The sequence below is a fragment of the Neoactinobaculum massilliense genome (genome assembly GCF_900604955.1).
Taxonomy (GTDB): Bacteria; Actinomycetota; Actinomycetes; order Actinomycetales; family Actinomycetaceae; genus Neoactinobaculum; species Neoactinobaculum massilliense.
This window is the reverse complement of the sequence record NZ_UWPE01000002.1, coordinates 269,773-292,743: the sequence shown is the minus strand read 5'-3', so window position 1 is coordinate 292,743 and position 22,971 is coordinate 269,773. Positions and strand designations below refer to the sequence as shown.

Here is a 22,971-nt window from a genome sequence, read left to right as displayed (position 1 = left end):
TGAGTTGATGGTTTTCTCTTGAGCTGATGCTCAGTACCCGGTTTGGGGGCTTGGGAGGGGCCGGAACCGGAAGTTTTCCGTCAACTCAAGAGTTCTCTTACCGTTCAGCGGCCTGCCGGGGCGGGAACCTGGAGCTGGGCAGTCGGTGGCAGCTAGGCCACTCGCCGGTTTTGTTCTTCTAGCGCATTGCGCAGTGCGTTGATGAACGCCTCGGGGTGGTGGATCAGCTCATTCCAGGAGGTCCGAACCACGCGCCACCCACGGTTACCGATGGCCGTCTGCCGGAGGTGTTCCTGATAGGCGACCATGTCCGGATCGCCCAGATCGCCGAAATACTTGATTCTTCCGTCGAACTCGATCGCGACGCGCTGATTGCGGTAGGCGCCGTCCATGCGGTAGAGCCGTCCGTCCGATCCGCGGATCTCCACCTGCAATTCGGGAATGGGAAGACCGGCACGGATAATCACCGCGCGTCCTAGCGATTCGAGGGGAGACTCGGCGAGCGGGTTGCCGAGCTTGATCAGCCGCCTCGCGACCGCCTTGCCGCGCCGACCGGGAAGCAGTTCATTGAGCGTGAGGAGTTCGACGCGGAGTTCCTTGATCTCCTCGTTGCGGCTCTGGGTGACTTCTGGTGGTTCACCATGGCTCGGTCCGAACTGAAGGCGGGCGCGAAGTTCGGCATCAATCACCATGAGTGCGGTCCGGAGGTCCGCATGTCGGGCACACGAGACTACCGTTGCCGCGCGAGTGAGCGCCCGGATGTCATCGATCGCGGTGACGTACTCCGTCGGGAAACCAATGCACTGGTGAACGACAACGCCACTCAGTTGGTGGGACTGCGCCTCCCGAGCTATCACGTGGACGTTACTCGGTATGAAGCAGACGGGGAGGCCATGGGCAAGCGCCGCTGATTCGCGAGTCGCGATCAATCGGCCATTGGGCTGAGCAATTGCACGAGTGCGCGTGATGTGATGGCCCTTGAGTGAGAGTTGCTCCCACGCGCGGCGGTTCACATACCGGCCGGGGCGCAAGCGCAATAGATGCCCGCTCTTGACTTGTCGAGTCAGCGTGGAGTCGGACAATCCGGTCTGCCTGAGGGTTTGCCGTGTGAACACTTCGACGCCGCGTTTCACCATGGCACTAGCCTTGCGCGGCGGTGCGGGAAACCGCGGATGCGAGCGGCAGGCTGTGGGCAACTGGTGCGTGCCGAAATCTGTGGACATCCCTAGCCGGCGGGCGGCGAGTCGGGAGGCCCGGCGGCCGGCTGCCCCGGCTGGTGGTGGGCTCCGTCGGCGGGATGGCTGGGCGTTGAGTTGATGGTTTTCTCTTGAGTTGATGCTCAGTGCCCGGTTTGGGGGTGTGGGAGGGGTCGGAACCGGAAGTTTTCCGTCAACTCAAGAGTTCTCTTACCGTTCAGCAGGGTGCCCCGGCTGCCCCGGCCTCCCAGGCTGCCCGGCCGCCCAGGGCGCTCAGGCTTCCTGGCCTGCCCGGGACCCCAACCCCCGAGTGTTGGCGCTCACGGCACAGCACACTCTAGGCTTGTGCCGGAAGTCCATCCGAGGCATTCAAGGAGGAACTATGGCCATGGATATGGGTTGGAAACTTGTGAGCGCCGGCGCGGGCATCGTGTCCGGTATTGTGGCGAACAAACTAGTGGATGTGGCGTGGGGCAAGCTCTCCGGGCGTGACAAGCCAGACCTTGAGGATCCAGATGCGCCGATCGTGGACGTACTGGTGTTCACGCTGGTATCCGGAATTGTGACCTCCGTGTTGAGTTCGATGGTGGAGCGGAAGGCCGCACGCTGGTACGGCAAGGGCGGGTCGGCCGCTGTAAAGGCGGCCTAGGCGCCCATCCCGCGTCTGGGATTGCCCGGCGCGACAGCGTTAGCCGGATTCAGACTCGTCACGATGAGGGTCGGGCGGGAATGAGATGGGGGCTGGGCGGGAATGAACTGACAGAGCGTGAGTGTATTGCGTTCAAATGATGCGCGCGGCGGAGACACGGAGGCACAGCGCCGGCCAAGAATGAATAGAGCGGGTGGCCAGATTGACCACCCGCTCGCGCATGCGCGATAAGGCACCCGCATGCGCGCACCTCCGGTTTCCCGACGCCGCCCGCTTACGTATTCCGGGCGGCTCGCTTGCTGTTTTGTGATTGGTGTGCCCGGTGATGATGGTGTGCGGGCCCGCGCTTGCCTGTCGACGCCGTATTGGTGCCCGATGTGCGACGTCGCGGTGCCCCGCGCTTCTGCTCCGTAGGCCCGTCCGTTTCCACCCGCCGGCGTCCCGTGCGTACCGCCTATCTCAATCTCCGGCGCCCCACCTTTCCCCGTTCTATGCGCCCCGGTCCTGCGCGCTTCCGTCCCGTTCGCTCAGATGGACGTCCCGCCCGCGTGTTTTGCTCGCCCGGTTTTCACCGCACTCTGCTCTCGCCTGCACGTTCCCGCCCCGCCCGTTTCCGCCTGCTTGTTCCCGCCCTGCCCGGCTCTCATCCCTCCCGCCGCCCGTTAAATCCCCGTGATGACTTTGCCGTGGCCGCGTATGGATTCCGTTAGGACGCGGGCAAAGCCGTATGCGCCCGGGTTAGATGATTTCCGCACTGAGACGGACTCGGTGCGTGGTTGCCCGGCGACTGCTGGTGTGCGGTCGGTTAGTGACGGTCCGTGTGCGGTCGCCTAGCGGCCGCCTACACGCGGCCGCCTTGCGACTGCCAGCGTGCGGCCGCCCTGCGACCACCCGTTCATTGATCGGAGTTGCGGTGCTCGACATCGTGTATGTGCTGGGCGTATTGGTGCTCTTCGGCATTCTTGGATACTTCGGAAAAGCGACGGAGAAACTGTGACTTTCTTTAATGTTGTGGCCACGATTCTGGGGATCGCGGCTGTTATCTACCTGGTAGTGGCACTCGTTCGTCCGGAGTGGTTCTAATGGGATGGGATGGTCAATGCTTATTGCCTCACTGGCAACGCTGTTTCTCGCACTGAGCGCCGTGTATCGGCCGTTCGGCGACTACATGGCGTACGTATTCACAGATAGGGTCAACTATCGCCCGGAGCAGTGGGTATACCGCCTGACGGGCGTGGATCCGGCGCGCGAACAGTCCTGGCCCGCATATTTGCGGTCGGTGCTCTGCTTCTCCCTGGCCGGCGTGCTGATACTTTACCTGCTTCAGCGTGTCCAGCAGTGGCTGCCATTCTCGCTTGGAAATACAAACATGACGCCGGGCGTGTCCTTCAATACGGCGATCTCGTTTGTGACCAATACGAATTGGCAGGCATATTCTGGGGAAAGCCTCTCCTATACGGTGCAGTTCGCCGGGCTGGCGGTACAGAATTTTGTATCTGCCGCCACGGGCATTGCGGTGGCTATTGCGCTTGTGCGCGGGCTGGCGCGGCGCCGCATGCGCACGATCGGTAACTTCTGGGTGGACATTGTCCGGGCATGCTTCCGAATCCTGCTCCCTGTCGCGGCAGCGGCCGCACTGATTCTGATTGCGGGTGGCGTGATTCAGAACTTCAGCGGCAACCACACCATCTCGACGATTGCCGGCGGGATGCAGACACTGCCCGGCGGCCCCGTGGCCTCTCAGGAGGCCATCAAGGAGTTGGGCACCAACGGCGGCGGATTCTTCAACGCCAACTCTGCCCACCCCTTCGAGGATCCTTCGGCGTGGACCAGCATCTTTGAAGCGTTCCTTATTCTTCTGATTCCATTCTCGCTCCCGCGCACCTTCGGGAAGATGGTGGGCGACCACCGTCAGGGCTACGCGGTGCTGGCCGCCATGGCCATCCTGTACCTGGCCTGCGTCTGCGCGCTTACCGCCTTTGAACTAGACGGTCACGGCAGCGCCCCCACGCTTGCGGGTGCCGCGATGGAGGGGAAGGAAGCCCGCTTCGGCATCATCCAGTCCGTCGTATTCGTGGCGACCGCGACTCTCACCTCCACCGGGGCGGTGAACTCCATGGTTGATTCCTACACGGGCTTGGGTGGTGGCATGCCCCTGGTCAACATGCTGCTCGGCGAAATCGCGCCCGGCGGCGTGGGCTCGGGCCTCTACGGCATGCTCATTATTGCCATCATCGCCGTGTTTGTGGCCGGCCTACTGGTGGGGCGCACGCCCGAATATCTCGGCAAGAAGATTGGCCCGCGCGAGATGAAACTGGCCAGCCTCTACATTCTTGTTATGCCGGTGCTGGTGCTCTCCGGCGTGGCGCTCAGTTTCGCGGTCCCGGGGCTGCGCGCCAGCGTGGTGGGGAATTCGCTCAGTAATACGGGCCCCCACGGCCTCTCCGAGGTGCTGTACGCATTTACCTCCGGCGCTAACAACAACGGTTCAGCCTTTGCGGGCCTCGATGCGTCGACGCCGTGGCTCACCGCCGCCGTGGGTGTCGCCATGCTGCTGGGTCGCTTCCTACCCATCGTGTTGGTGCTTGCGCTCGCGGGTTCACTTGCGGCGCAGGACAAGGTGCCGGTCAGTGCGGGCACACTTCCCACGCACCGGCCGCTCTTTGTGGCGCTCATGATCGCTACTGCGCTGCTTGTTACGGCGCTTGTATTCTTCCCGATTCTTACTCTCGGTCCTGTTGCAGAGGGGCTTCTCTGATGACTACAGAATTTCCGGTGTCAATCCCGGATCAGCAGCATGTGGACAAGTTTTCTGGCGTGGACGCGCACGCTCGGCGTGCGGCCTCGGTGGAACATGACGACGCCGCTGACTCTCGGCGTTCCGGCACGCCTCGGACACCGCGTTCGGGGTTGAGCTGGCGGCAGCTAGGTGCCGCCCTACCCGGTGCTTTCTGCAAGCTCAATCCGCGGGATGAGTGGCGCAATCCCGTCATGTTCATTGTGTGGGTGGGAGCTGTGCTCACCACGGCCCTGACGATCATCGGGCCTTTCCTCGGCACGTCTACGTCGGCGGAGGGCATCGTCGTGCCCGCCGCGTTCACCGGCCTCATTGCCCTGCTACTTTGGCTCACGGTCATTTTCGCGAACCTGGCCGAATCGGTGGCGGAGGGACGCGGTAAGGCGCAGGCAGATTCTCTGCGAAAAACCCGTACATCAACGGTGGCCCACCGCGTGCGCTCCTACATGCCAGATTCGGACGCCGGGGCTGCGGAGGCGGACCTAGAGGATGTTTCCTCAGCGGAGTTGCGGCTGGGCGACGTCGTCGTCGTATCCGCTGGTGAACTAGTACCCGGCGATGGCGACATCGTGTGGGGCATTGCCAGCATTGACGAATCGGCCATCACCGGTGAATCCGCTCCGGTGGTGCGCGAAAGTGGCGGGGACCGGTCCGCGGTGACGGGCGGGACCCGCGTGCTCTCGGACCGTATCGTTGTGAAAATTACGTCGAAACCCGGCGAGACCTTTGTGGATCGCATGATTGCCCTCGTGGAGGGGGCATCCCGGCAGCGCACCCCCAACGAGATCGCGCTGAATATTCTGCTGGCCTCGCTGTCCATCGTGTTCGTCATGGTGGCGCTGACGCTCAACCCGATTGCGTCCTACCCGGCCAAGCCCGTGTCTCTGACCATCCTCATCGCGCTGCTGGTGTGCCTGATTCCCACCACTATTGGCGCGCTCCTCTCCGCTATCGGCATTGCGGGGATGGATCGGCTGGTGCAGCACAACGTGTTGGCCACCTCCGGCCGTGCCGTGGAGGCGGCGGGGGACGTGACTACGCTGCTACTCGACAAGACAGGCACCATCACCTACGGCAATCGCCGCGCTACGGACTTCGTTCCGCTGGCGGGCGTGACCCGGGAGGAGCTGGTGCGCATGGCCGCTCTCTCCTCCCTGGCGGATCCCACGCCGGAAGGCAAATCCATCGTGGACCTGGCCCGCGAGCTAGGCGTTCAGGCCACCCACTCAGAGGGCACAGTGGTGCCGTTTACCGCACAAACTCGCATGTCCGGTCTGGACCTGCCGAATGGCCTACAGATCCGGAAGGGGGCCGGATCCGCCGTCATGGACTGGCTGAAAAAGGAGGGCAGTCCTGTTCCCGTGGACGTGTCCGTGCAGCTGCGCGAGTGCGTTGAGGGCATCTCCACGAGCGGTGGCACGCCACTGGTGGTTGCGGTGCGGGTGGCGGACGGTGCCGGCCGCGTACTCGGCGTTGTCCATCTCAAGGACATCGTCAAGGACGGCCTGGCCGAGCGCTTCCGGCAGCTTCGCACCATGGGCATTCGCACGGTCATGGTGACGGGTGACAATCCGCTCACCGCCAAGGCCATTGCCCAGGAGGCCGGCGTGGATGACTTCCTGGCCGAGGCCACCCCGGACCAGAAACTCACCTACATCCGGAAGGAGCAGGCGGGCGGCCACATGGTGGCGATGACAGGTGACGGCACGAATGACGCTCCCGCACTCGCGCAGGCGGACGTGGGCGTGGCCATGAACACCGGTACCTCCGCGGCGAAGGAAGCCGGCAACATGGTGGATCTCGATTCGGATCCCACCAAGCTCATTGACATTGTGGCGATCGGTAAGCAGCTGCTCATCACGCGCGGTGCGCTCACCACGTTCTCCATTGCGAACGACGTCGCCAAGTACTTCGCCATTATTCCCGCGATCTTTATGGGTGTATTTCCCGGGCTCGCGGTGCTCAATGTGATGGGGCTGCATTCGCCGGCGTCCGCGGTTCTCTCCGCGGTCATCTTCAACGCGTTCATCATTGTGTTCCTGGTGCCCCTCGCCCTCCGCGGCGTGAAATACCGGCCCATGGCGGCGCCCAAGATCCTCAGCCACAACCTGGCCGTCTACGGCGTGGGCGGGGTGATAGCGCCGTTCATCGGTATCTGGCTCATTGACCAGCTCGTCCGGCTAATCCCGGGCTTCTAGCTCCAGGCCATAGAAAATCCTCATTGCACAGAAAAGGAAAATCATGTCTGTTCGTACTAGCGGCCGTGTGCTGTGGGTGGCCACACGAATGGTGCTCGCCTTCACGCTGATACTCGGGATCGGGTACACGCTAGCTATCACCGCGATCGGGCAGATCGCGTTTCCCGACAGAGCAAACGGATCTCTCATCCGCAACGCGGATGGTCAGGTAGTTGCCTCCTCCCTCATCGGCCAATCATTTTCCGACGCCGATGGCGCCCCGCTCGCCCGGTACTTCCAGCCGCGCCCCTCCGCGGCGGAGTATGACGCCCAGAAGTCCGGTGGAAGCAACGCCGGGCCGGAGAACCCGACGCTCATTCGGGACATCAAAGAACGCCGCAACCAGATTGCACGGTTCAATGGGGTGGCACCAGCTAGCATCCCGGCCGACGCTCTCACCGCTTCCGCCTCCGGCCTGGAACCGGACATCAGTCCCCGGTATGCCGCGCTTCAGGAGGCACGAGTGGCCAGGGCGCGCCACCTATCCCTCGCCACGGTGAAGAAGCTGGTGGCGCAACACACCACGCAGCCCTATGTTGGCTTTATTGGTGAACCGGTAGTCAACGTGGTCACGTTGAATGAGGCGCTGGACAGGCAGAAAGGATAGGAACTAGTGGCCGCAGTTGGTCGGCTTCGCGTCCTGCTAGGTGCTGCTCCCGGGGTGGGCAAAACGTTTGCCATGCTAAAAGAGGGACAGCAACTACTGGACGACGGGCGAGACGTGGTGATCGGCGTCGTGGAAACACACGGACGCAAGGCCACCGCGCGCATGATCGGCACCATCCCCATCGTTCCACGTCTGCGGCGTTTCTACCGCGGTATCACGCTGGAGGACATGGATGTGGACGCGATTGTGCGTCGGGCCCCGGAAGTTGTGCTGGTGGACGAACTGGCACACACGAATGCGCCCGGCTCTCGCCACGCGAAGCGCTGGGAGGACGTCGATGAACTGCTCCGGGCCGGCATCGACGTGATCTCCACGCTCAACATCCAGCACATTGAATCGCTCAATGATGTGGTGGAGCGGATCACCCGCATCCCGCAGCGCGAAACGGTGCCGGACACGTTCCTGCGGCGGGCGGATGACATTGAGGTTATTGATCTGTCCCCGCAGGCACTGCGCAACCGGCTGAGCAACGGCCTGGTGTATCCGGCGGAGCGCGTGGACGCCGCACTCTCCAACTATTTCCGGTTGGGAAATTTGACGGCGCTGCGCGAACTGGCCCTGCTGTGGCTGGCCGGCAATGTGGACGAGGCGCTGAGCAAGTACCGCACGGACAATGACATTGACACCACGTGGGAGGCGCGCGAACGGGTGGTGGTGGCTCTCCCCGGTGGACCGGAGGGCGAAACGCTGCTCCGGCGCGGTGCGCGCATCGCGGCGCGGTCCGGCGGTGGGGAACTGCTTGCTGTGCACGTCACCAGTCAGGATGGGCTGCGCAGCAGTCACACGGACGCGCTAGCTAAGCAGCGGCGCCTCGTCGAGCGTCTGGGCGGCACCTACCATCAGGTGGTGGGGGCGGATATTCCTACGGCGCTGGTGGAATTCGCTCGATCCGTCAACGCCACCCAGCTGGTGCTCGGTGCAAGCCGGCGGGGCCGCATGATCGCGGTGCTGACCGGCACGGACGTGGGCGCATCCGTCATCCGAAAATCCGGCGACATTGACGTGCACATGGTGACCCATGCGGCTGCCGGCCGCCCCTTCACCCTGCCGCACATCCGCGCGGGTCTCTCTCGCGTTCGCAGAATCGTAGGATTTGTGCTGGCGGTTGTTGGCGTACCGGCATTGACCGCCGCGCTGGGCGCGTTTTCCTCGGATGAGACGCTCACCGCCGCCGCATTGCTCTATCAGCTACTTGTTGTGGTCATTGCGCTGGTGGGAGGTATCTGGCCGGCCCTTTTCACGGCTGTGCTCTCCGCCTTTGCTCTCGACTACTTTTTCCTGGCACCGACGGGCGCCATTACGATCCAAAGTCTTCTGCACATTTGGGCGTTGCTTATCTACATGATTGTTGCGGCGCTTGTCAGCTTCGTGGTGGATCGCTCCGCCCGCTTCACCCGGGTTGCCCAGCGTGTGGGCGCAGAATCTGAGCTGCTTCAGACCATCGCCGGGAGTGTACTTCGGGGTGATGACGCTATCCAGGCGATGATTGATCGCACGTTGGAGGCCTTCAGCCTGAAGAATGTGCAGGTGAAGAAGGGCCAGTTTGTGATCGCGAACGCCGGGCTACCCACCGGGGACCCACCCGTCGATTCGTTTTCACTGGTGGGTGGTGCTCACCTTGACGTGTACGGCGAGGAACTGGAGGCCTCGGACCGGAGGCTGCTGCGCGTGGTCGCCACGCAGATCGACGTCGTACTGGAACGACGCCGTATGACGGACCGCGAGCGCGCGTTCCAACCGATTGCGGCCTCGGATAAACTCCGCGGCGCACTGCTCTCCGCGCTCAGCCATGACCTGCGGCGCCCGCTCGCCGCGGCCACGGCCGCCGTCGGGGGCTTGCGCATGGCGGGGCCAAATCTATCCGCTTCCGATCGCGGGGAACTGCTGGAAACCGCCGAACAGAGCCTCGACTCGCTCGGCAAGCTTATAGGCGACCTACTGGACATGAGCCGGCTGCGTGCGGACGCGCTCACCGCGGCGTCGCGCCCCACGGATCCGGCGGAGGTGGTGGCGGAAAGCCTGGAGGAACTGGACCTGATGCCCGGGGATATCCGGCTGTCCTTCGATCATGGGGACGCGCTGGCCGCGGCGGATCCCGGTCTACTGCAACGCGCGGTGGTAAATCTGCTGGCGAATGCGCGGCGGCACTCGCCCTCTGGCGCACCGGTAGCACTCACCACCAGCACGTTCAGCCACCGGCTAGAGATTCGCATCATTGACCACGGGCCCGGCGTGGATCGGCGGCACTACGAGGACATGTTCGTGCCCTTCCAACGCCTGGGCGATACCGATAATGGTACGGGGCTGGGGTTGGGGCTCGCGCTTTCGAAGGGATTTGTGGAGGCAATGCACGGCACGCTGGTACCTGAGCCCACCCCGGGCGGTGGACTCACCATGGTGATTTCGCTGCCTCTGGCGAAGGCGGATAGCACCGGGAACATGGCTGAGCCGGCTGGGGCCAGTGGGCCGGCGGGTGGTGGGCCGGCGGGCGCTGGTGGAATGACCGGTGCTGGTGGGCCCACTGATGCTGGTGGGCCAGCTGGCCGGGCGGGATCCCCCGGTGGCGGAATCTCCGATCCACAGGCCACCGCGACTAAGGCGGCGCAGCACTCATGATCATCCTGATAGCGGACGACGATCCGCAGATCCTCCGGGCGCTCCGCATTACCCTCACGGCCGAGGGGTACACGGCGCTCACCGCGCGAAATGGCGCCCAGGCCGTGCGGCTGGCGGCAAGCCGCCGCCCCAGCCTGTACCTCATCGATCTGGGCATGCCGCAGCTAACCGGCATTGACGTTATTCACGCGATCCGCGGCTGGTCTGATGCGCCCATTCTGGTGGTATCCGGCCGCTCCGGCTCCGCGGATAAGGTACAGGCTCTGGATGCTGGCGCTGACGACTACATCACGAAACCATTCTCGATCGATGAACTACTGGCTCGCATCCGCGCCCTCACCCGCCGCCTGCCGCACGCCGAGGCGATGCCCTCGGTGCGGTTGGGGAACATTCATTTCAATCTGGCCACCAGGTCCGTGAGCCGGAAAACCGCGGGCAGGTTCGAGCAGATCCGCCTCACGCCCACGGAGTGGCAGGTGATGGACATTCTCATCCGTAACGGCGGCAAACTGGTGACCCGGCAAATGCTCCTGACCTCGATCTGGGGAAGCGAGCACGTGGAGGATACGGGGTACCTGCGCCTCTACATCTCGCAACTCCGGAAGAAAATTGAGGCCGATCCGCACCGGCCGCGCTTCATCATTACGGAGCCCGGGATGGGGTACCGGCTTGAGCACCTGGAGGATGCCGGGTAGAGCCGTGCACCCGATAGATCCCGATAGACGCCGTTCTTCGCCGGGGTGTTTAAGCGCCGCGCCCACCAACCGCCCGAAAACTCATCCTACAAGTGGTGTAAACTGCCGAAGACGACAGGGGAGCGCGTTAAGCGCTGAGAGTGCATCTGCAGACCCTCGCACCTGATCCGGGCAATGCCGGCGAAGGAAGTCGAGCTCTCCCCGTGCCTCACAGCGGGGCATGGGCCCTCCGGTAGGAGGAACAATGAAATTCCGCATCACATCACTACTTGCCGCGGGAGCGCTGGCGCTCGCGGGCTGCTCAGGGACCGGCGGCGCGGCCGGTTCGGCCAGTGCAAGCGCAAGCTCCGGTAACGGTGGCGTGGTCACGGTGATGACCCACGATTCGTTTAATGTCCCCAATGATCTCATCAAGAAGTTCGAGCAGGAGAGCGGCTACACGGTGAAGACCACCTCGCCGGGGGATGCCGGTACGGTGGTCAACCAGCTGGTGCTGGCGGACGGCAAGCCGGGCGCCGACGCCGTGTACGGCATCGATACGTTCTCGGCGTACCAGGCGGTGGATGCGGGTGTGCTGGAGGATTACCAGTCGCCGGCGCTGCCCAAGGGGCGCGAGGCCGTGGAGGGACAACTCAACCCGATCGACGATGGCTTCGTGCAGGTCAACGCGGACAAAACCTACTTTGATGAGCACAATCTGGCCGTGCCTAACGGTTTTGCGGACCTGGCCAAGCCGGAGTACGCAAAGCTGCTGGTGACGGAGAACGCGGCCGCCTCCTCCCCGGGGCTCGCGTTCCTGGCGGGCAGCGTGAAGGCGCTCAATGGCAACACGGATAACGCCACGGTGGATACGGCGGCCGGGAAGTACTGGCAGCAGCTCATCGCTAACGGCTCGCGGGTGGCGGCCGGCTGGCAGGACGCCTACTACACGGATTTCTCGGGCGCGGACGGGAAGGGCAACTACCCGCTGGTGGTGTCCTACTCCTCCTCGCCGGCTGAGGGCGGCAACAACGTGAATGTGCCGGGTACCGCCGTGCAGCAGACGGAGTACGCCGCCGTGCTCAAGGGCGCCAAGAACCCCGAGGGTGCGAAGGCGTTCATCGATTTCATGCTCTCCGACGACGTGCAGAAGTCCATTCCGGAGAATATGTACATGTATCCGGTGGCGGACGTGCCGCTGCCTGACAGCTGGGCCAAGCTGGCTCCGGCGCCGACGGATCCCGTGGAGCTCACCCCCAAGGAGGCGGGCGCAAACCGCAAGCAGTGGATCAGCATGTGGCGCGAGGCCACCGACCAGTAATCAGTGGTAATGAGCGATTCCGCGCGGGAAACACGGCGTGCGCGGCAGGTGCAGACGGTTCAGGCACAGCCGCATTCGGTTCAGGCGCCCCCGCGGCCGGTGTGGGTGCCGGCCGTGCGGGTGCTTGCCGGGGTGGCGGCCGCCCTGTTCCTCGCCGTGTTCTTTGTGTGGCCCATCCTGGCCATGCTGGTGCGCGGGGTGATGGGTGAGGGTGGCGGCCTGGACGCTAGCCGGTTCCTCACGAACCTTTCGGCAGCCCGCACCTGGCGGGTCGCCTGGCAGACGGTGTGGCTGGCATTCGCCGGGACCGCCGCATCGGTTCTTTTCGGCGTGCCACTGGCCTTTGTGCTCTACCGGCTGGAGTTTCCCGGGCGGCGGGTGGCGCGCGCCGCCGCCATGATTCCCTTTGTACTGCCCACCGTGGTGGTGGGTGGTGCCTTCCGCGCTCTTTTTGACCCCGCCGGCCCCTACGGTGCGCTGGGGCTCAGCCAGTCCAATGCCGCCGTGGTGTGCGCGATGGCGTTCTTCAACGCGGCTGTGGTGGCGCGCACCACCGGTACCGTGTGGGAAAAACTGCCTCCGCATGAGGAGGCTGCGGCCACACTCGGTGCTTCACCGGCGCGTGCTTTTCTGACGGTAACGCTTCCCGAGCTGGTGCCCGCAATTGCGGCTGGCGCCTCGCTGGCGTTCCTGTTCTGTGCCACCTCGTACGGCCTGGTGGTCACGCTGGGTACGCCCGGCTACGGGACGCTGGAAACCGAGGTGTTTATTCAAACCACCACGTTCCTGGATCTGCCGGCGGCCGCTGTACTCTCGCTACTTCAGGCTGTCATTGTGCTGGTGGCCATCTGGGTGAGCGGGATAGCGACGCGTCGCACCGAGGTGGGGCTCAAACTGGGTTCGCGCCGTGCGCGGCGTCCAGGTCGCGCGGCCATTCCCGCCGTGGCGATGACGCTGATCTTCGTGGTGGGCCTGGTGGCCGCGCCGATCATCAGCCTGATCGTGGCCTCCTTCCACCGCGGTGGGGCGTGGACGGTGGCGAATTACGTGGACCTGGTGACGCCGGGCACGTTCAACGCCGGTGTCACGCCCGCGGAGGCGATGGTTAATTCCCTGCGCATCGGTGCGGAGGCCGCCCTGCTGGCCCTGGCTGTGGGCCTACTTGTAGTGGTGGCGGCCGTACGTCCGGCGCGGTCCGGGTTTGGGCGGTGGTGCCAGCGCCTGCTCGACGCCGGTGCACTTGCCCCGCTAGGTATTTCCGCCGTGACACTGGGTTTTGGCATTTTTATTACCTTGCGGCTGCGGGTGTCGGAGCCTTCCATGCTGATCCCGGTGGCCCAGGCGCTGGTGGCCACGCCGCTGGTGGTGCGGGCCGTCTCGCCCACACTGCTGGCTATTGATCTGCGCCTGCGGGAGGCGGCTGCCACGCTGGGCGCAAGCCCGTGGCGAGTCATGGCCACGGTGGACCTGCCAGCCATGTGGCGCGGGCTCGGGGTGGCCGCCGGGTTCGCCTTCGCGATCTCACTGGGCGAGTTCGGCGCCACCTCGTTCCTGGCTACGGCGGATTCGGAAACGCTTCCCGTGCTGGTGGCTAAACTGCTCGGCCGTCCCGGCAGCCAGAACTATGGGATGGCCATGGCGGCGGCCGTGGTGCTCGCGGTGCTGGCCGGGCTGGTGGTGCTGCTCTCTGATATGGCCGGTGATGTGCAGCGTGCCGGCGATGTGCTGGAACGCGCGCCGCACGGAATGGAAAGGAATCAGCGTGCTTGAGCTTGAGGATTTCAGTGTGGCCTACGCGGACGGTTTTGAGGCCGTTCACAGCGTGAGCCTGCGCGTGGAGACCGGCCAGATCGCCGTGATCCTGGGCCCGTCCGGCTGCGGCAAGTCCTCCCTGCTGCGGGGTGTGGCAGGCCTCGAGACGAGCGGCGGACGTGTTCGCGTGTCCGCCGCGAACGGTCACGTGCGGGACGTGACGCGTGTGCCGACGCACAAGCGCGGCGTCGGCATGGTGTTCCAGGACGGGCAGCTTTTCCCCAATCTCACCGTGGGCCAGAACATCGCCTACGGCGACAGGCACGTGAACGTGGACCGCTACCTTGAGCTGATCGACCTTGCGGGCTTCGCGGACCGGCGTGTTCAGACGCTTTCCGGCGGGCAGGCGCAGCGGGTCGCCCTGGCGCGGTCGCTCGCTGCGCGCCCGGATGTGCTCCTGCTTGATGAGCCGCTCTCCGCTCTTGACGAGGACCTCCGCATGGATCTTGCCCGCATCGTCCGCCGCATCCTTGCGGACACGTCCACCACCGCGCTCTACGTGACGCACAATCGCGACGAAGCCGGCGTCGTCGGTGACCGCGTGCTCCACATGGATGCCGGTCGTTTCGTGGACTGAGCTTTGGGACGACGTCGTGGCGGGACCGTACGTACGGGGCGTTCTGTCCTATGTGCATTCTTTGCGGGCGTGCGCTCACATAGGCGGCGTGGCTCCGGCGTCACTTTTACTCCGTAGGTGTCCGGTGCCAGGTACGCGGTGTGTGTAGCAGCACTCGCGTACTTGCGTTCACGGGTCCGGTAGGTAAGTGGAGAAGCCAGTGCGGTGGGCCGAGTGTGTAGCGTCGCCCAACATTCATGTTCCGGGGACCTTGGACCTTGCCTGCATTAGACTGGTCGGCATGATCCGTGAGATCCGACCAACCGAAGTGCGCTCTTGGGCTGTCCGTGCCTCCGCGCGTATGGCGCATGTGCGATGCCAGGCGGGGCTGGTGGATAAGGCGCTTGCGCGTCAATTGGAAAGTAGGCAACTCCGGCGTTTTACGGCGGGGCTACCGCGTGGCGCGCGCGTGTTTCTGGATGAAGCGGGCCATTGGCTCTGGTATATGCCCGGCAAGATCTGCGCCGTGGACATTGATGATCCGGCCGAATGGGCGGAGCTTACGCACCGGCTGGCAGCAGCAGAGGTGCCGGTGGGCTCGCGTGCGTCTGGCGGCGTCGTACAGAGGGAGGGTTTGGCTGGTTCCGCCGGTGTGGCGGTGGCTACCGCGCCGGGTGGAGAGCTGCAGTTTTCCCGGTTCCGCGGCGATGCGGCCTCCACGGCGCTGGCGGGGGCCGTCGATGCGCGGCTGAAGTCCATGGAGCTGGTGGCGCAGTTGCCGGCCATCACCTGGCATGAGCATCACAGCTCCACGGTGAGCCTGCGCGCTATGTCGTCAGTGGACCTCTATGATTTCCTGCGGGTGACGGCGGAGGAACTGGCTGCCCAGCAGGAGGCAACGCATCCGGGCACGTCGCACCGGGAGCTTGCGGTGCGGGCGCGGGCGCGGGCGGACCGCAAGCTGCCCGACGGCGTCTCCACCCCCGGCCATTTGCTGCTCTCCATCGTGGCGGACGGGCGCGTGGCCGGCGGACTATGGGCTGAAACGGACGGCGGGCGCGTCCGGATCTGGAATCTCCTGGTGTACCCCGAGTTTCAGGGCCGCGGCATGACACGTGCGGCACTCTCGGCGCTCTCTTCCAGCCTCATCCTGGAGGGCATCACGTTCATGTCCGTGCCGCTTGTAGCCACCAATACCCATGCCGAGCAGATTTTTACCTCCGCCGGGTTTGTGCGTGCGCGCGAAAGCTACGCGGTGCGGTAAGGCATGCGGTAAGTTCCGGGCTGGACTGGGCCGGGCGGCACAGGATAGCCCCCGCGTGCCTGAGGGATTCGAGGTATCTAGCGGGCTGGGCGCCTGGCGCGGGACTCAGCCGTCAACTATCTGTGCCTCGCGGGATTTCGGCAGTAGCTGCTTGCACTTCGCGGCACCGGCTGACCATGCATGCAGGCGTCGTGTGCAGATTTGCGCTTTGCGGCACCGGAGAGCACCTACTGCGGTGCGTCGACGTAGCGCAGTGAGTTGAGCCGGTTCGTGCACTCGGTGCCGATATTGATGCCGGAGGCCAGTTTGCCTTCGGCACGCAGCTCCAGTAGCCGCGGCACGACTCGGTCCCGCACCCCGCCCGGGTCGATGGTGTTCACGTAGATCTTTGTGCCGCCCTCGAACCCGGCTAGCGTGGACACGCGCCACTTGAGGAGCACGCGCCACGGGGCAGGCTCAGTCTGATCGATGGGGCGTGAGTACCACTCCTCGTTCACGGGGACGGCGGGGCCGGTGGCGGCGTGCATGGCGTGCACAAGATCCGAGACGTCGCGGAGCTCCGCGGGCGTGTGCTCCCACGGCTGGGTGGCCTCGGAGCGGGACCACACCTCAAGCGTGGGGTAGCGGTGGCCGAAACCAGCGAAGGCTACGGCATGCTCGTTCTCGGCTACGACGAGGTTCTGATACGACGCATAGTTCGGGCCGAATTCGTTGTAGAGGTTAGGGTTTTCACGCAGGCGCAGCACTTCGGACCGGGCGTCCCCGCTCCACTCGTCAATGGCTACCAGCTGTTTATGCAGGTGGCCGAAGGAAGCGCCGGCGGGCTTCAACCAGTTCTGGAATACCTGCACGTAGCGGACATAGCGGTTGGATTCGTAGAGATCATGCATGGCGTCTACGGTGAGCGCGAAGTACCAGTAGTGCTCATTCGAAGTGAGCGTGCCGGAGGAGGCGCGCTGAGCCGAATTGGTGGCGCCGTCAACGTAGTGCCGCCGTGCCACAATGACGTCATGCCCGCCGCCAAAAAACGGTGCTGCATCTTCGAGATGGGCGTGTTCATCCTCCGCATCCCACTGTTCGCGCGTTATGTGTGCGGCGCGAGCCTTATTGCGGAGAACGGAGAGAACGTGGGCCCGACCGGCCGGATCCGCCACGTACTGGTCCATGCGGGCGCGTTTGGCGTGCGGCATCTGGTAGCCGTAATTCGTGGTCCAGTAGGAGTAGGGCAGAATCTCAAACAGATTGCCGATGCGCCGGAAATCCCACGGATCCGCCAGATTATCCACGGGGGTGTCCTGGCGAATGCGGTAGGCGCCGGTATCCGGGTTACCTACCACGCGTGCCTTTTCCGGCGGCGTTTCCAGCACCCGATCTGCGCAGAAGGCACAGTAATCCTGCCGCGGCGAACCATCCTCCCGTGTATCCAGGGTGAGCACGTGCTCATCTTCGAGTTCGATAGGCCTATCCGCGCGTCCCGGTACCGTCCATACCTCTGTGCCGGAGAATGGATTGATCTGCTTGATGGTGCCGTCCGCGAGGGTGGTGAGTGGTTGCGCGATTCGAGGATCCACGATGTTCTTCTTTCATGGCGCTCCTGGCGCCGGGTATTGATGGTGGCTAACTGTGGGGCTCAGGCGGCTGTGCCTGTTCGGCGCCCACTTCTTCACGCTGCTAAACCGCGAGACTATTCGCACTGCTCAGCCGGATTATTCGTACTGCGAGACCAGCCAGGCTGTTCGCTATTCGCACTGCTAAACCGCCAGAATGCCGGCCTCCTGAAGAATGGCAATTGATTCATTGACATGCTGTGAGCGCACCTGGATCTCGTAGCTATTAGGCACCAGGCTCCGCACTGAGGCGAAGTCACGCCGGCCGCTTTGCATGGCCTGAACGATGGCACCGTAGACAGCGCCAAAAATGGCACCGGCTAGCACGCCAAAGAGGAGTACGCGCCAGTAGCTGATGGACGGGGTGAAAAGTAGGAAGAAGAGAGACACGAACAGTCCGAAAGATGCACCGCCCAGCGCGCTAGAGGCTGCCGCTTTTGCCACGGATAAGCGGCCTGTTACCTGCTCTACCTGCTCTAGGTTGACGCCCACAATGCGGGTGTTCTCCACGGGGAACCCGGCGTCGGAGAGCGTGTCAATCTCATGCTCCGCCTGCTCGTATGAGCGCACCTCGTCAATTACTCGGTAATCCCGGGCGTCCGCGAGGTTGCCCGGGCGGCCGGCCGCCGGCCCTGTGTTCATAGTCATAGTCCAACCATATCGATCCGTGCCGACAGATTCCGGGATCAGTCTCTTCGCGGAGCGCGTGACGGGCCCGGTCGGGCGGATTCGCCGCCGAGCTGTTAGGGCGCTGTTGAGTTGATGGTTTTCTCTTGAGTTGATGCTCAGTGCCCGGTTTGGGGGCTGATCTGGGCCCGAAACCGGTAGTTTTCCGTCAACTGAAGAATTCCCTTACCGTTCAGCGACGCCCCGCACCCGGCACCGAACCCGCGCCCGGCACCTCACCCAACCCCCTACCGTGCGAGGGCGGACCGCGCCAGATCGGCGGCGCCGACCAGTCCGGCGTCGTTCCCCAGCGTGGCAAGGCGAACCGACGGAAGCGTGCGGAACTCCGTGGCGGGCAATTCTGCGGGAAGGCCGGCTACCACGGGATCCAGCACCACGCGGCCCGCCTCGGCGACTCCGCCCGCCAGAACCACAACCTCAGGATCCACCATGGCCACCAGCGTTGCGATGCCGCGCGTATTCCAGTGACCAAGATCCGCAAAAGCGCCGAGTGCCAGCGGGTCCCCTTCGGTCGCGGCTGCGGTAATGGCCGTGCCCTTAATCGGCGAGGGGGTGGGGATCTCCGCGAGCGGCTCGGTGACGCCGGAGAGCTCAAGCACCCGCCTACCCGCGGCCGGATTCGCTGCGAGGCGGTCCGTGGCGTAACGGATGAGCGCGCGGCCGGAGCCCATCATGTCCCAGCATCCGCGGCGCCCACATCCGCACAGTGGCCCGTTCTCCGAGAGCGTAATATACCCGATCTCGCCGGCGAATCCGTTCGCTCCGCGGATCAGCTGACCGTCCAGGATCACGCCGCCGCCCACGCCCGTGCCCAGCGTCACTACCACGGCAGAACGGGATCCCGCCGCGGCGCCAAAGCGGTACTCACCCCAGGCTGCCGCATTCGCATCATTTTCGACGACGACGGGCAGCCCCGTCCCTTCGCTCACCAGCGAGCCGAGGCGTTCGCCGTGCCAGGGGTTGTTCGGTCCAAACGAGATGGTGTTGCGGTCCGCACCCACGAAACCGGCCGATCCGATACCCACCGCCGTGGGAGTGGATGCGGGGGTTACTGAGGAAGTGGCTGGGGTGGCGGAGGAGGCTGGGGTGCCGAGGTTGCTGGTAAGGCGGCGGACCAGGTCAGACACCGCGGCGGCGATGGCCGCGCCTGACTCGGTGGGGGTGGGGACGCGGAGGCGCTCGAGGATGGTGCCGTCGGCGGTGACGGCACCCGCTGCGATCTTCGTGCCCCCGATGTCGACGCCGATGGTGATCGCGGAGTCGGGCGCCGGGATGGCAGCGGCGGGGTTTGCGGTGGAGGTGGCAGCGGCTGGGTTGGCCGCTGTGGAGTTCGTGGAAGTGGCGGTAGTGCTGCTCATGGCGGAATTCTCTCACTCGCGGCCCGACAATGTGATGGGACCGGGCGGCGGGTTGCTTGGCGGCGGGTGGATGGGTCGGTGGGGCGTGGTGAGTGGATGGTTTTCTCTTGAGTTGATGCTCAGTGCCCGGTTTGGGGGCTTGGGAGGGCCTGAAACCGGAAGTTTTTCGTCAACTCAAGAGTCCTCTTACCGTTCAGCGGGCGACTCGGGCGGGGCGGGCCGTGCGGGCGAGGAGATTGGGCTGTGAGGTCTCCACGGTGGGTAGAGCACCCGGCGCGCTCCCTGGTCGGCGCGTGATTCCCCACCGGGGCCTCCCGCTTGCCACAGTGAGGCGCCCGGAAAGAGTGGAGGGTAGCGTGCTGCGTTCGACGTCGTCGGAAAATGGTGCTGTGCCCACGAATACGCGCCACGCCACCCACCTGCCCACCCCGCTCGCGGACTCGCTGGCCTACTCGCCGTACCCACTCGCCGGCTCACTCACTCATCCACTTACTCATCCACTCACTCCCCCGCTCGCGGACTCGCCTACCTGCACCTGCGCCCCGCCTACCTGCACGTGCTGCCCGGGAATAGAATCACCCCTCCCGAAGTTGAGCTAGGTGGACTCAAGAAGAGGCCAGCCGGCTGGACATAAGTTCTCCGGTGGTTCACACTTGAATGGCTGGCCGCAAGGCCGAGGAACTTTGGGAGGAAATGTAATGACGCGTGCAGTTGGAATTGATCTGGGTACTACAAACTCCGTGGTGTCTGTGCTGGAGGGCTCGGAGCCTACGGTGATCGCGAACGCGGAAGGTTCGCGCACCACCCCGTCCGTGGTGGGTTTCTCCAAGAACGGTGAGGTCCTGGTGGGTGAGGTCGCCAAGCGTCAGGCCGTCACGAACGTGGATCGCACTATCGCCTCGGTGAAGCGTCACATGGGCACGGACTGGAAGGTGACCATTGACGGTAAGGACTACAACGCGCAGCAGATTAGCGCTTTCGTGCTTCAGAAGCTGAAGAAGGACGCGGAGAGCTACCTGGGCGAAAAGGTGACGGACGCCGTCATCACGGTGCCGGCCTACTTCAATGACGCCCAGCGTCAGGCCACGAAGGATGCGGGCAAGATCGCCGGCCTCAACGTCAAGCGTATTGTCAACGAGCCCACGGCGGCGGCGCTGGCGTACGGCCTGGAGAAGGGCAAGGAGGATGAAACCATCCTGGTGTTCGACCTGGGCGGCGGCACGTTTGATGTGTCCCTGCTGGAGGTCGGCAAGGATGAGGATGATTTCTCCACCATCCAGGTGCAGGCCACCAGCGGCGATAACCACCTGGGTGGCGATGACTGGGATCAGCGGATCGTGGACTGGCTGGTTGGCCAGGTGAAGGCTGCTTCCGGTGCGGATCTTTCCAAGGACAAGATCGCGCTGCAGCGTCTGAAGGAGGCCGCGGAGAAGGCGAAGATTGCGCTGTCCGCCTCCACCTCCACGCAGATTTCCCTGCCCTACATTTCGATGAGCGAGTCCGGTCCTATCCACGTGGATGAGACCCTCACTCGCGCCAAGTTCGAGGAGATGACGAAGGATCTCCTGGAGCGTACGCGCACGCCGTTCCAGAACGTGATCCGCGATGCGGGCATCAAGGTGAGCGACATTGACCACGTGGTGCTGGTGGGCGGTTCCACCCGTATGCCGGCCGTGGTGGAGATGGTCAAGGAACTCTCCGGCGGCCGCGAGCCGAACAAGGGCGTGAATCCGGATGAGGTGGTGGCCGTGGGCGCTGCGCTGCAGGCTGGTGTGCTCACCGGTGACCGCAAGGATGTGCTGCTCATTGATGTGACGCCGCTTTCGCTGGGCATCGAGACCCAGGGTGGCGTGATGACCAAGCTCATTGAGCGCAACACGGCCATCCCCACGAAGGCCTCCGAGGTGTTCTCCACGGCGGAGGATAACCAGCCGTCGGTGTCCATCCAGGTGTTCCAGGGTGAGCGTCAGTTCACCCGGGATAACAAGGCGCTGGGCACTTTTGACCTGACGGGTATTGCCCCGGCTCCGCGCGGCGTGCCGCAGATCGAGGTCACGTTTGACATCGATGCGAACGGCATTGTCCACGTCTCCGCGAAGGACAAGTCCACGGGCAAGGAGCAGTCCATGACCATCACGGGCGGCTCGGCGCTGTCCAAGGATGAGATTGACCGGATGGTGAAGGAAGCTCAGGAGCATGAGGAGGAGGACAAGAAGGCCCGCGAGGCGGCGGATACCCGCAACCAGGCCGAGCAGACGGTCTACTCCATCGAGCATCTGATGGAGGAGAACAAGTCCAAGCTGTCCGACGCCGTGGTGAACGAAGTACAGGCTTCTGTAGACAAGGTGAAGGAGGCTCTCAAGGGCACGGACAACACCGACGAGGTGCGTGCCGCGCTCGACGAGCTGAACAAGACGTCCCAGAAGATTGGCCAGGAGCTTTACTCGCAGGCGCAGCAGGCGGCGCCGTCCTCGGAGCAGGCGAATGGTGCGGCCTCGGGTTCTGATGACAACATCGTGGACGCTGAGGTTGTGGATGACGATGACAACAAGGAGAACAAGTGAGTATGGAGGAGTTAAACGGGGCGGCAGCCGCGGGCACTCCGCCTAACTCGGGTTCCGGGGTTCCGGGCGCTTCGCACGACGCCGGCGCGGCGGGAGCGGACAGCGGTTCGACGTCCGCTCCCGCCGCGGGGCCGGATTCCTCCGCGGCAGATTCCGCTGATTCGGCTCCCGCCGCGGCCGCCAACCCCGACGCCACGCAGGCCGATGCACCCGCTAGCGCGGGTGAATCCGGGGCGGATGATGCGGCGTCGGCTGCGGCGGAACAGCTAGCAGCCGATCCGCTCACCGAAGCGCTGGAAACCGTGGCCAAGCTGGAGGCCGAGGCGAAGCAGCATAATGCTGACCTCTACAACCTGCAGCGCGAGTACAACGGCTACGTCAAGCGGTCCAAGTCCCAGCAGTCCGAGGCGCGCCTACACGGTATTAATAAGGTGCTTGAGGCGCTCCTGCCGGTGCTGGATTCGGTGGAGCTGGCTCGTCAGCACGGGGATCTGGATGATGGCGCCGTGTCGCTCATCGCCGAAAACCTGGAAAACACGCTGTTCTCCAACTTCAAGCTGGAGCGGTTCGGGGCGGCCGGGGATCCGTTTGATCCGGCCATCCATGAGGCACTCATGCACCGCACCTCCCCGGACGCCACCGAGGAATCCGTGGAGGTGGTGGTCCAGCCGGGCTACAAGGTGGATGGCAAGGTGCTGCGTGCGGCACGCGTGGGCGTTGTGTCCCCGGAGGAGTAACCACAATGCCGGGCGGCGCCGTGGCTGACACGGGGCGGCGGGACGCGGATGGTATGCGCCGCGCTGCGTCTGCCGGGTACGGGTCGGCGCCGCGCGGTCTTCGGCATGTGTGGCGCTATGCCGCATGTCCGCTAGCGGGTGCCGGGCGCCCTGTTCGGCACCCGCTAGCGGCAGGTGGAATCGGGATAAAGGGCGGCGCTGGGCGTGGCGTTCGGCGTCGTAAGGAGGT

General features: G+C 64.4%; 18 protein-coding genes, 1 pseudogene and 1 riboswitch. Of the genes and pseudogenes, 14 read left to right on the top strand and 5 right to left on the bottom strand.

The window, feature by feature from the left end; translation table 11 throughout:
* Positions 1 to 152: 152 nt before the first annotated feature.
* The gene (locus EIH27_RS08010) at positions 153 to 692 is read right to left on the bottom strand and encodes a hypothetical protein (RefSeq protein WP_241153034.1); all 540 of its coding nucleotides are present in this window, start codon (positions 690 to 692) and stop codon (positions 153 to 155) included.
* A 21-nt stretch (positions 693 to 713) separates the two neighbouring features.
* Here EIH27_RS08010 and EIH27_RS08005 point away from each other — a divergent pair, with 21 nt between their 5' ends.
* The gene (locus EIH27_RS08005; protein WP_241153033.1) at positions 714 to 911 is read left to right on the top strand and encodes a hypothetical protein; all 198 of its coding nucleotides are present in this window, start codon (positions 714 to 716) and stop codon (positions 909 to 911) included.
* A 111-nt stretch (positions 912 to 1,022) separates the two neighbouring features.
* On the opposite strand, the pseudogene EIH27_RS08150 reads toward EIH27_RS08005, so the two are convergent.
* Positions 1,023 to 1,136, bottom strand: a pseudogene (locus tag EIH27_RS08150) (type IV toxin-antitoxin system AbiEi family antitoxin domain-containing protein); the annotation flags it as partial.
* 442 nt (positions 1,137 to 1,578) lie between these two features.
* Between EIH27_RS08150 and EIH27_RS07515 the strand changes: the two are divergent.
* The 11 genes from EIH27_RS07515 to EIH27_RS07465 all read left to right on the top strand — a co-directional run bounded on the left by EIH27_RS07515 (position 1,579) and on the right by EIH27_RS07465 (position 15,789).
* Positions 1,579 to 1,845 (top strand): DUF4235 domain-containing protein, encoded by a 267-nt coding sequence (locus tag EIH27_RS07515; protein ID WP_241153032.1) that lies wholly within the window; start codon positions 1,579 to 1,581, stop codon positions 1,843 to 1,845.
* Positions 1,846 to 2,838: 993 nt separating this feature from the next.
* Positions 2,839 to 2,928: a potassium-transporting ATPase subunit F gene (locus tag EIH27_RS07510; protein WP_124040366.1), complete on the top strand. Its 90-nt coding sequence runs from the start codon at positions 2,839 to 2,841 to the stop codon at positions 2,926 to 2,928.
* 16 nt (positions 2,929 to 2,944) lie between these two features.
* Entirely contained in the window at positions 2,945 to 4,603 is a 1,659-nt protein-coding gene (kdpA, locus tag EIH27_RS07505; protein WP_241153031.1) for a potassium-transporting ATPase subunit KdpA, read from the top strand.
* Positions 4,603 to 6,840, top strand: a complete 2,238-nt coding sequence (gene kdpB, locus EIH27_RS07500) for a potassium-transporting ATPase subunit KdpB (protein ID WP_124040364.1) — start codon at positions 4,603 to 4,605, stop codon at positions 6,838 to 6,840. Before kdpA ends, kdpB begins: the two co-directional genes overlap by 1 nt.
* 43 nt (positions 6,841 to 6,883) lie before the next feature.
* On the top strand, positions 6,884 to 7,486 hold the full coding sequence (kdpC, locus tag EIH27_RS07495) for a potassium-transporting ATPase subunit KdpC (RefSeq protein ID WP_124040363.1): 603 nt from the start codon (positions 6,884 to 6,886) through the stop codon (positions 7,484 to 7,486).
* Positions 7,487 to 7,492: 6 nt separating this feature from the next.
* The gene (locus EIH27_RS07490) at positions 7,493 to 10,162 is read left to right on the top strand and encodes a sensor histidine kinase (protein WP_124040362.1); all 2,670 of its coding nucleotides are present in this window, start codon (positions 7,493 to 7,495) and stop codon (positions 10,160 to 10,162) included.
* Complete coding sequence (locus EIH27_RS07485; RefSeq protein WP_124040361.1) at positions 10,159 to 10,857, top strand: response regulator; 699 nt, start codon at positions 10,159 to 10,161, stop codon at positions 10,855 to 10,857. The genes EIH27_RS07490 and EIH27_RS07485 overlap by 4 nt, the downstream gene beginning before the upstream one ends.
* 106 nt (positions 10,858 to 10,963) lie before the next feature.
* Positions 10,964 to 11,063: riboswitch (TPP riboswitch) on the top strand.
* A gap of 38 nt (positions 11,064 to 11,101) precedes the next feature.
* On the top strand, positions 11,102 to 12,157 hold the full coding sequence (locus EIH27_RS07480; RefSeq protein ID WP_124040360.1) for a thiamine ABC transporter substrate-binding protein: 1,056 nt from the start codon (positions 11,102 to 11,104) through the stop codon (positions 12,155 to 12,157).
* A 9-nt stretch (positions 12,158 to 12,166) separates the two neighbouring features.
* Positions 12,167 to 13,927 carry an ABC transporter permease gene (locus tag EIH27_RS07475; RefSeq protein ID WP_124040359.1) on the top strand — a complete coding sequence of 587 codons (1,761 nt, stop codon included), beginning with the start codon at positions 12,167 to 12,169 and terminating at the stop codon, positions 13,925 to 13,927.
* The gene (locus EIH27_RS07470) at positions 13,920 to 14,546 is read left to right on the top strand and encodes an ABC transporter ATP-binding protein (RefSeq protein WP_241153030.1); all 627 of its coding nucleotides are present in this window, start codon (positions 13,920 to 13,922) and stop codon (positions 14,544 to 14,546) included. The genes EIH27_RS07475 and EIH27_RS07470 overlap by 8 nt, the downstream gene beginning before the upstream one ends.
* A 280-nt stretch (positions 14,547 to 14,826) precedes the next feature.
* The gene (locus EIH27_RS07465) at positions 14,827 to 15,789 is read left to right on the top strand and encodes a GNAT family N-acetyltransferase (protein ID WP_124040357.1); all 963 of its coding nucleotides are present in this window, start codon (positions 14,827 to 14,829) and stop codon (positions 15,787 to 15,789) included.
* Between the two features lie 227 nt (positions 15,790 to 16,016).
* Here the strand turns inward: EIH27_RS07465 and EIH27_RS07460 are convergent, their stop codons facing one another.
* From EIH27_RS07460 to EIH27_RS07450, 3 genes are all read right to left on the bottom strand, one after another.
* On the bottom strand, positions 16,017 to 17,360 hold the full coding sequence (locus EIH27_RS07460) for a DUF4921 family protein (RefSeq protein ID WP_241153029.1): 1,344 nt from the start codon (positions 17,358 to 17,360) through the stop codon (positions 16,017 to 16,019).
* Positions 17,361 to 17,540: 180 nt separating this feature from the next.
* Positions 17,541 to 18,044, bottom strand: a complete 504-nt coding sequence (locus tag EIH27_RS07455) for a general stress protein (RefSeq protein ID WP_124040356.1) — start codon at positions 18,042 to 18,044, stop codon at positions 17,541 to 17,543.
* Positions 18,045 to 18,310: 266 nt separating this feature from the next.
* Positions 18,311 to 19,441: an ROK family protein gene (locus tag EIH27_RS07450; protein ID WP_124040355.1), complete on the bottom strand. Its 1,131-nt coding sequence runs from the start codon at positions 19,439 to 19,441 to the stop codon at positions 18,311 to 18,313.
* Positions 19,442 to 20,139: 698 nt separating this feature from the next.
* Between EIH27_RS07450 and dnaK the strand changes: the two genes are divergently transcribed.
* Both dnaK and EIH27_RS07440 read left to right on the top strand, forming a co-directional pair.
* A complete protein-coding gene (dnaK, locus tag EIH27_RS07445) occupies positions 20,140 to 22,005 on the top strand; it encodes a molecular chaperone DnaK (RefSeq protein WP_124040354.1) in 1,866 nt (621 codons plus the stop codon).
* Between the two features lie 2 nt (positions 22,006 to 22,007).
* Positions 22,008 to 22,742 (top strand): nucleotide exchange factor GrpE, encoded by a 735-nt coding sequence (locus EIH27_RS07440; RefSeq protein ID WP_124040436.1) that lies wholly within the window; start codon positions 22,008 to 22,010, stop codon positions 22,740 to 22,742.
* Positions 22,743 to 22,971 lie beyond the last annotated feature (229 nt).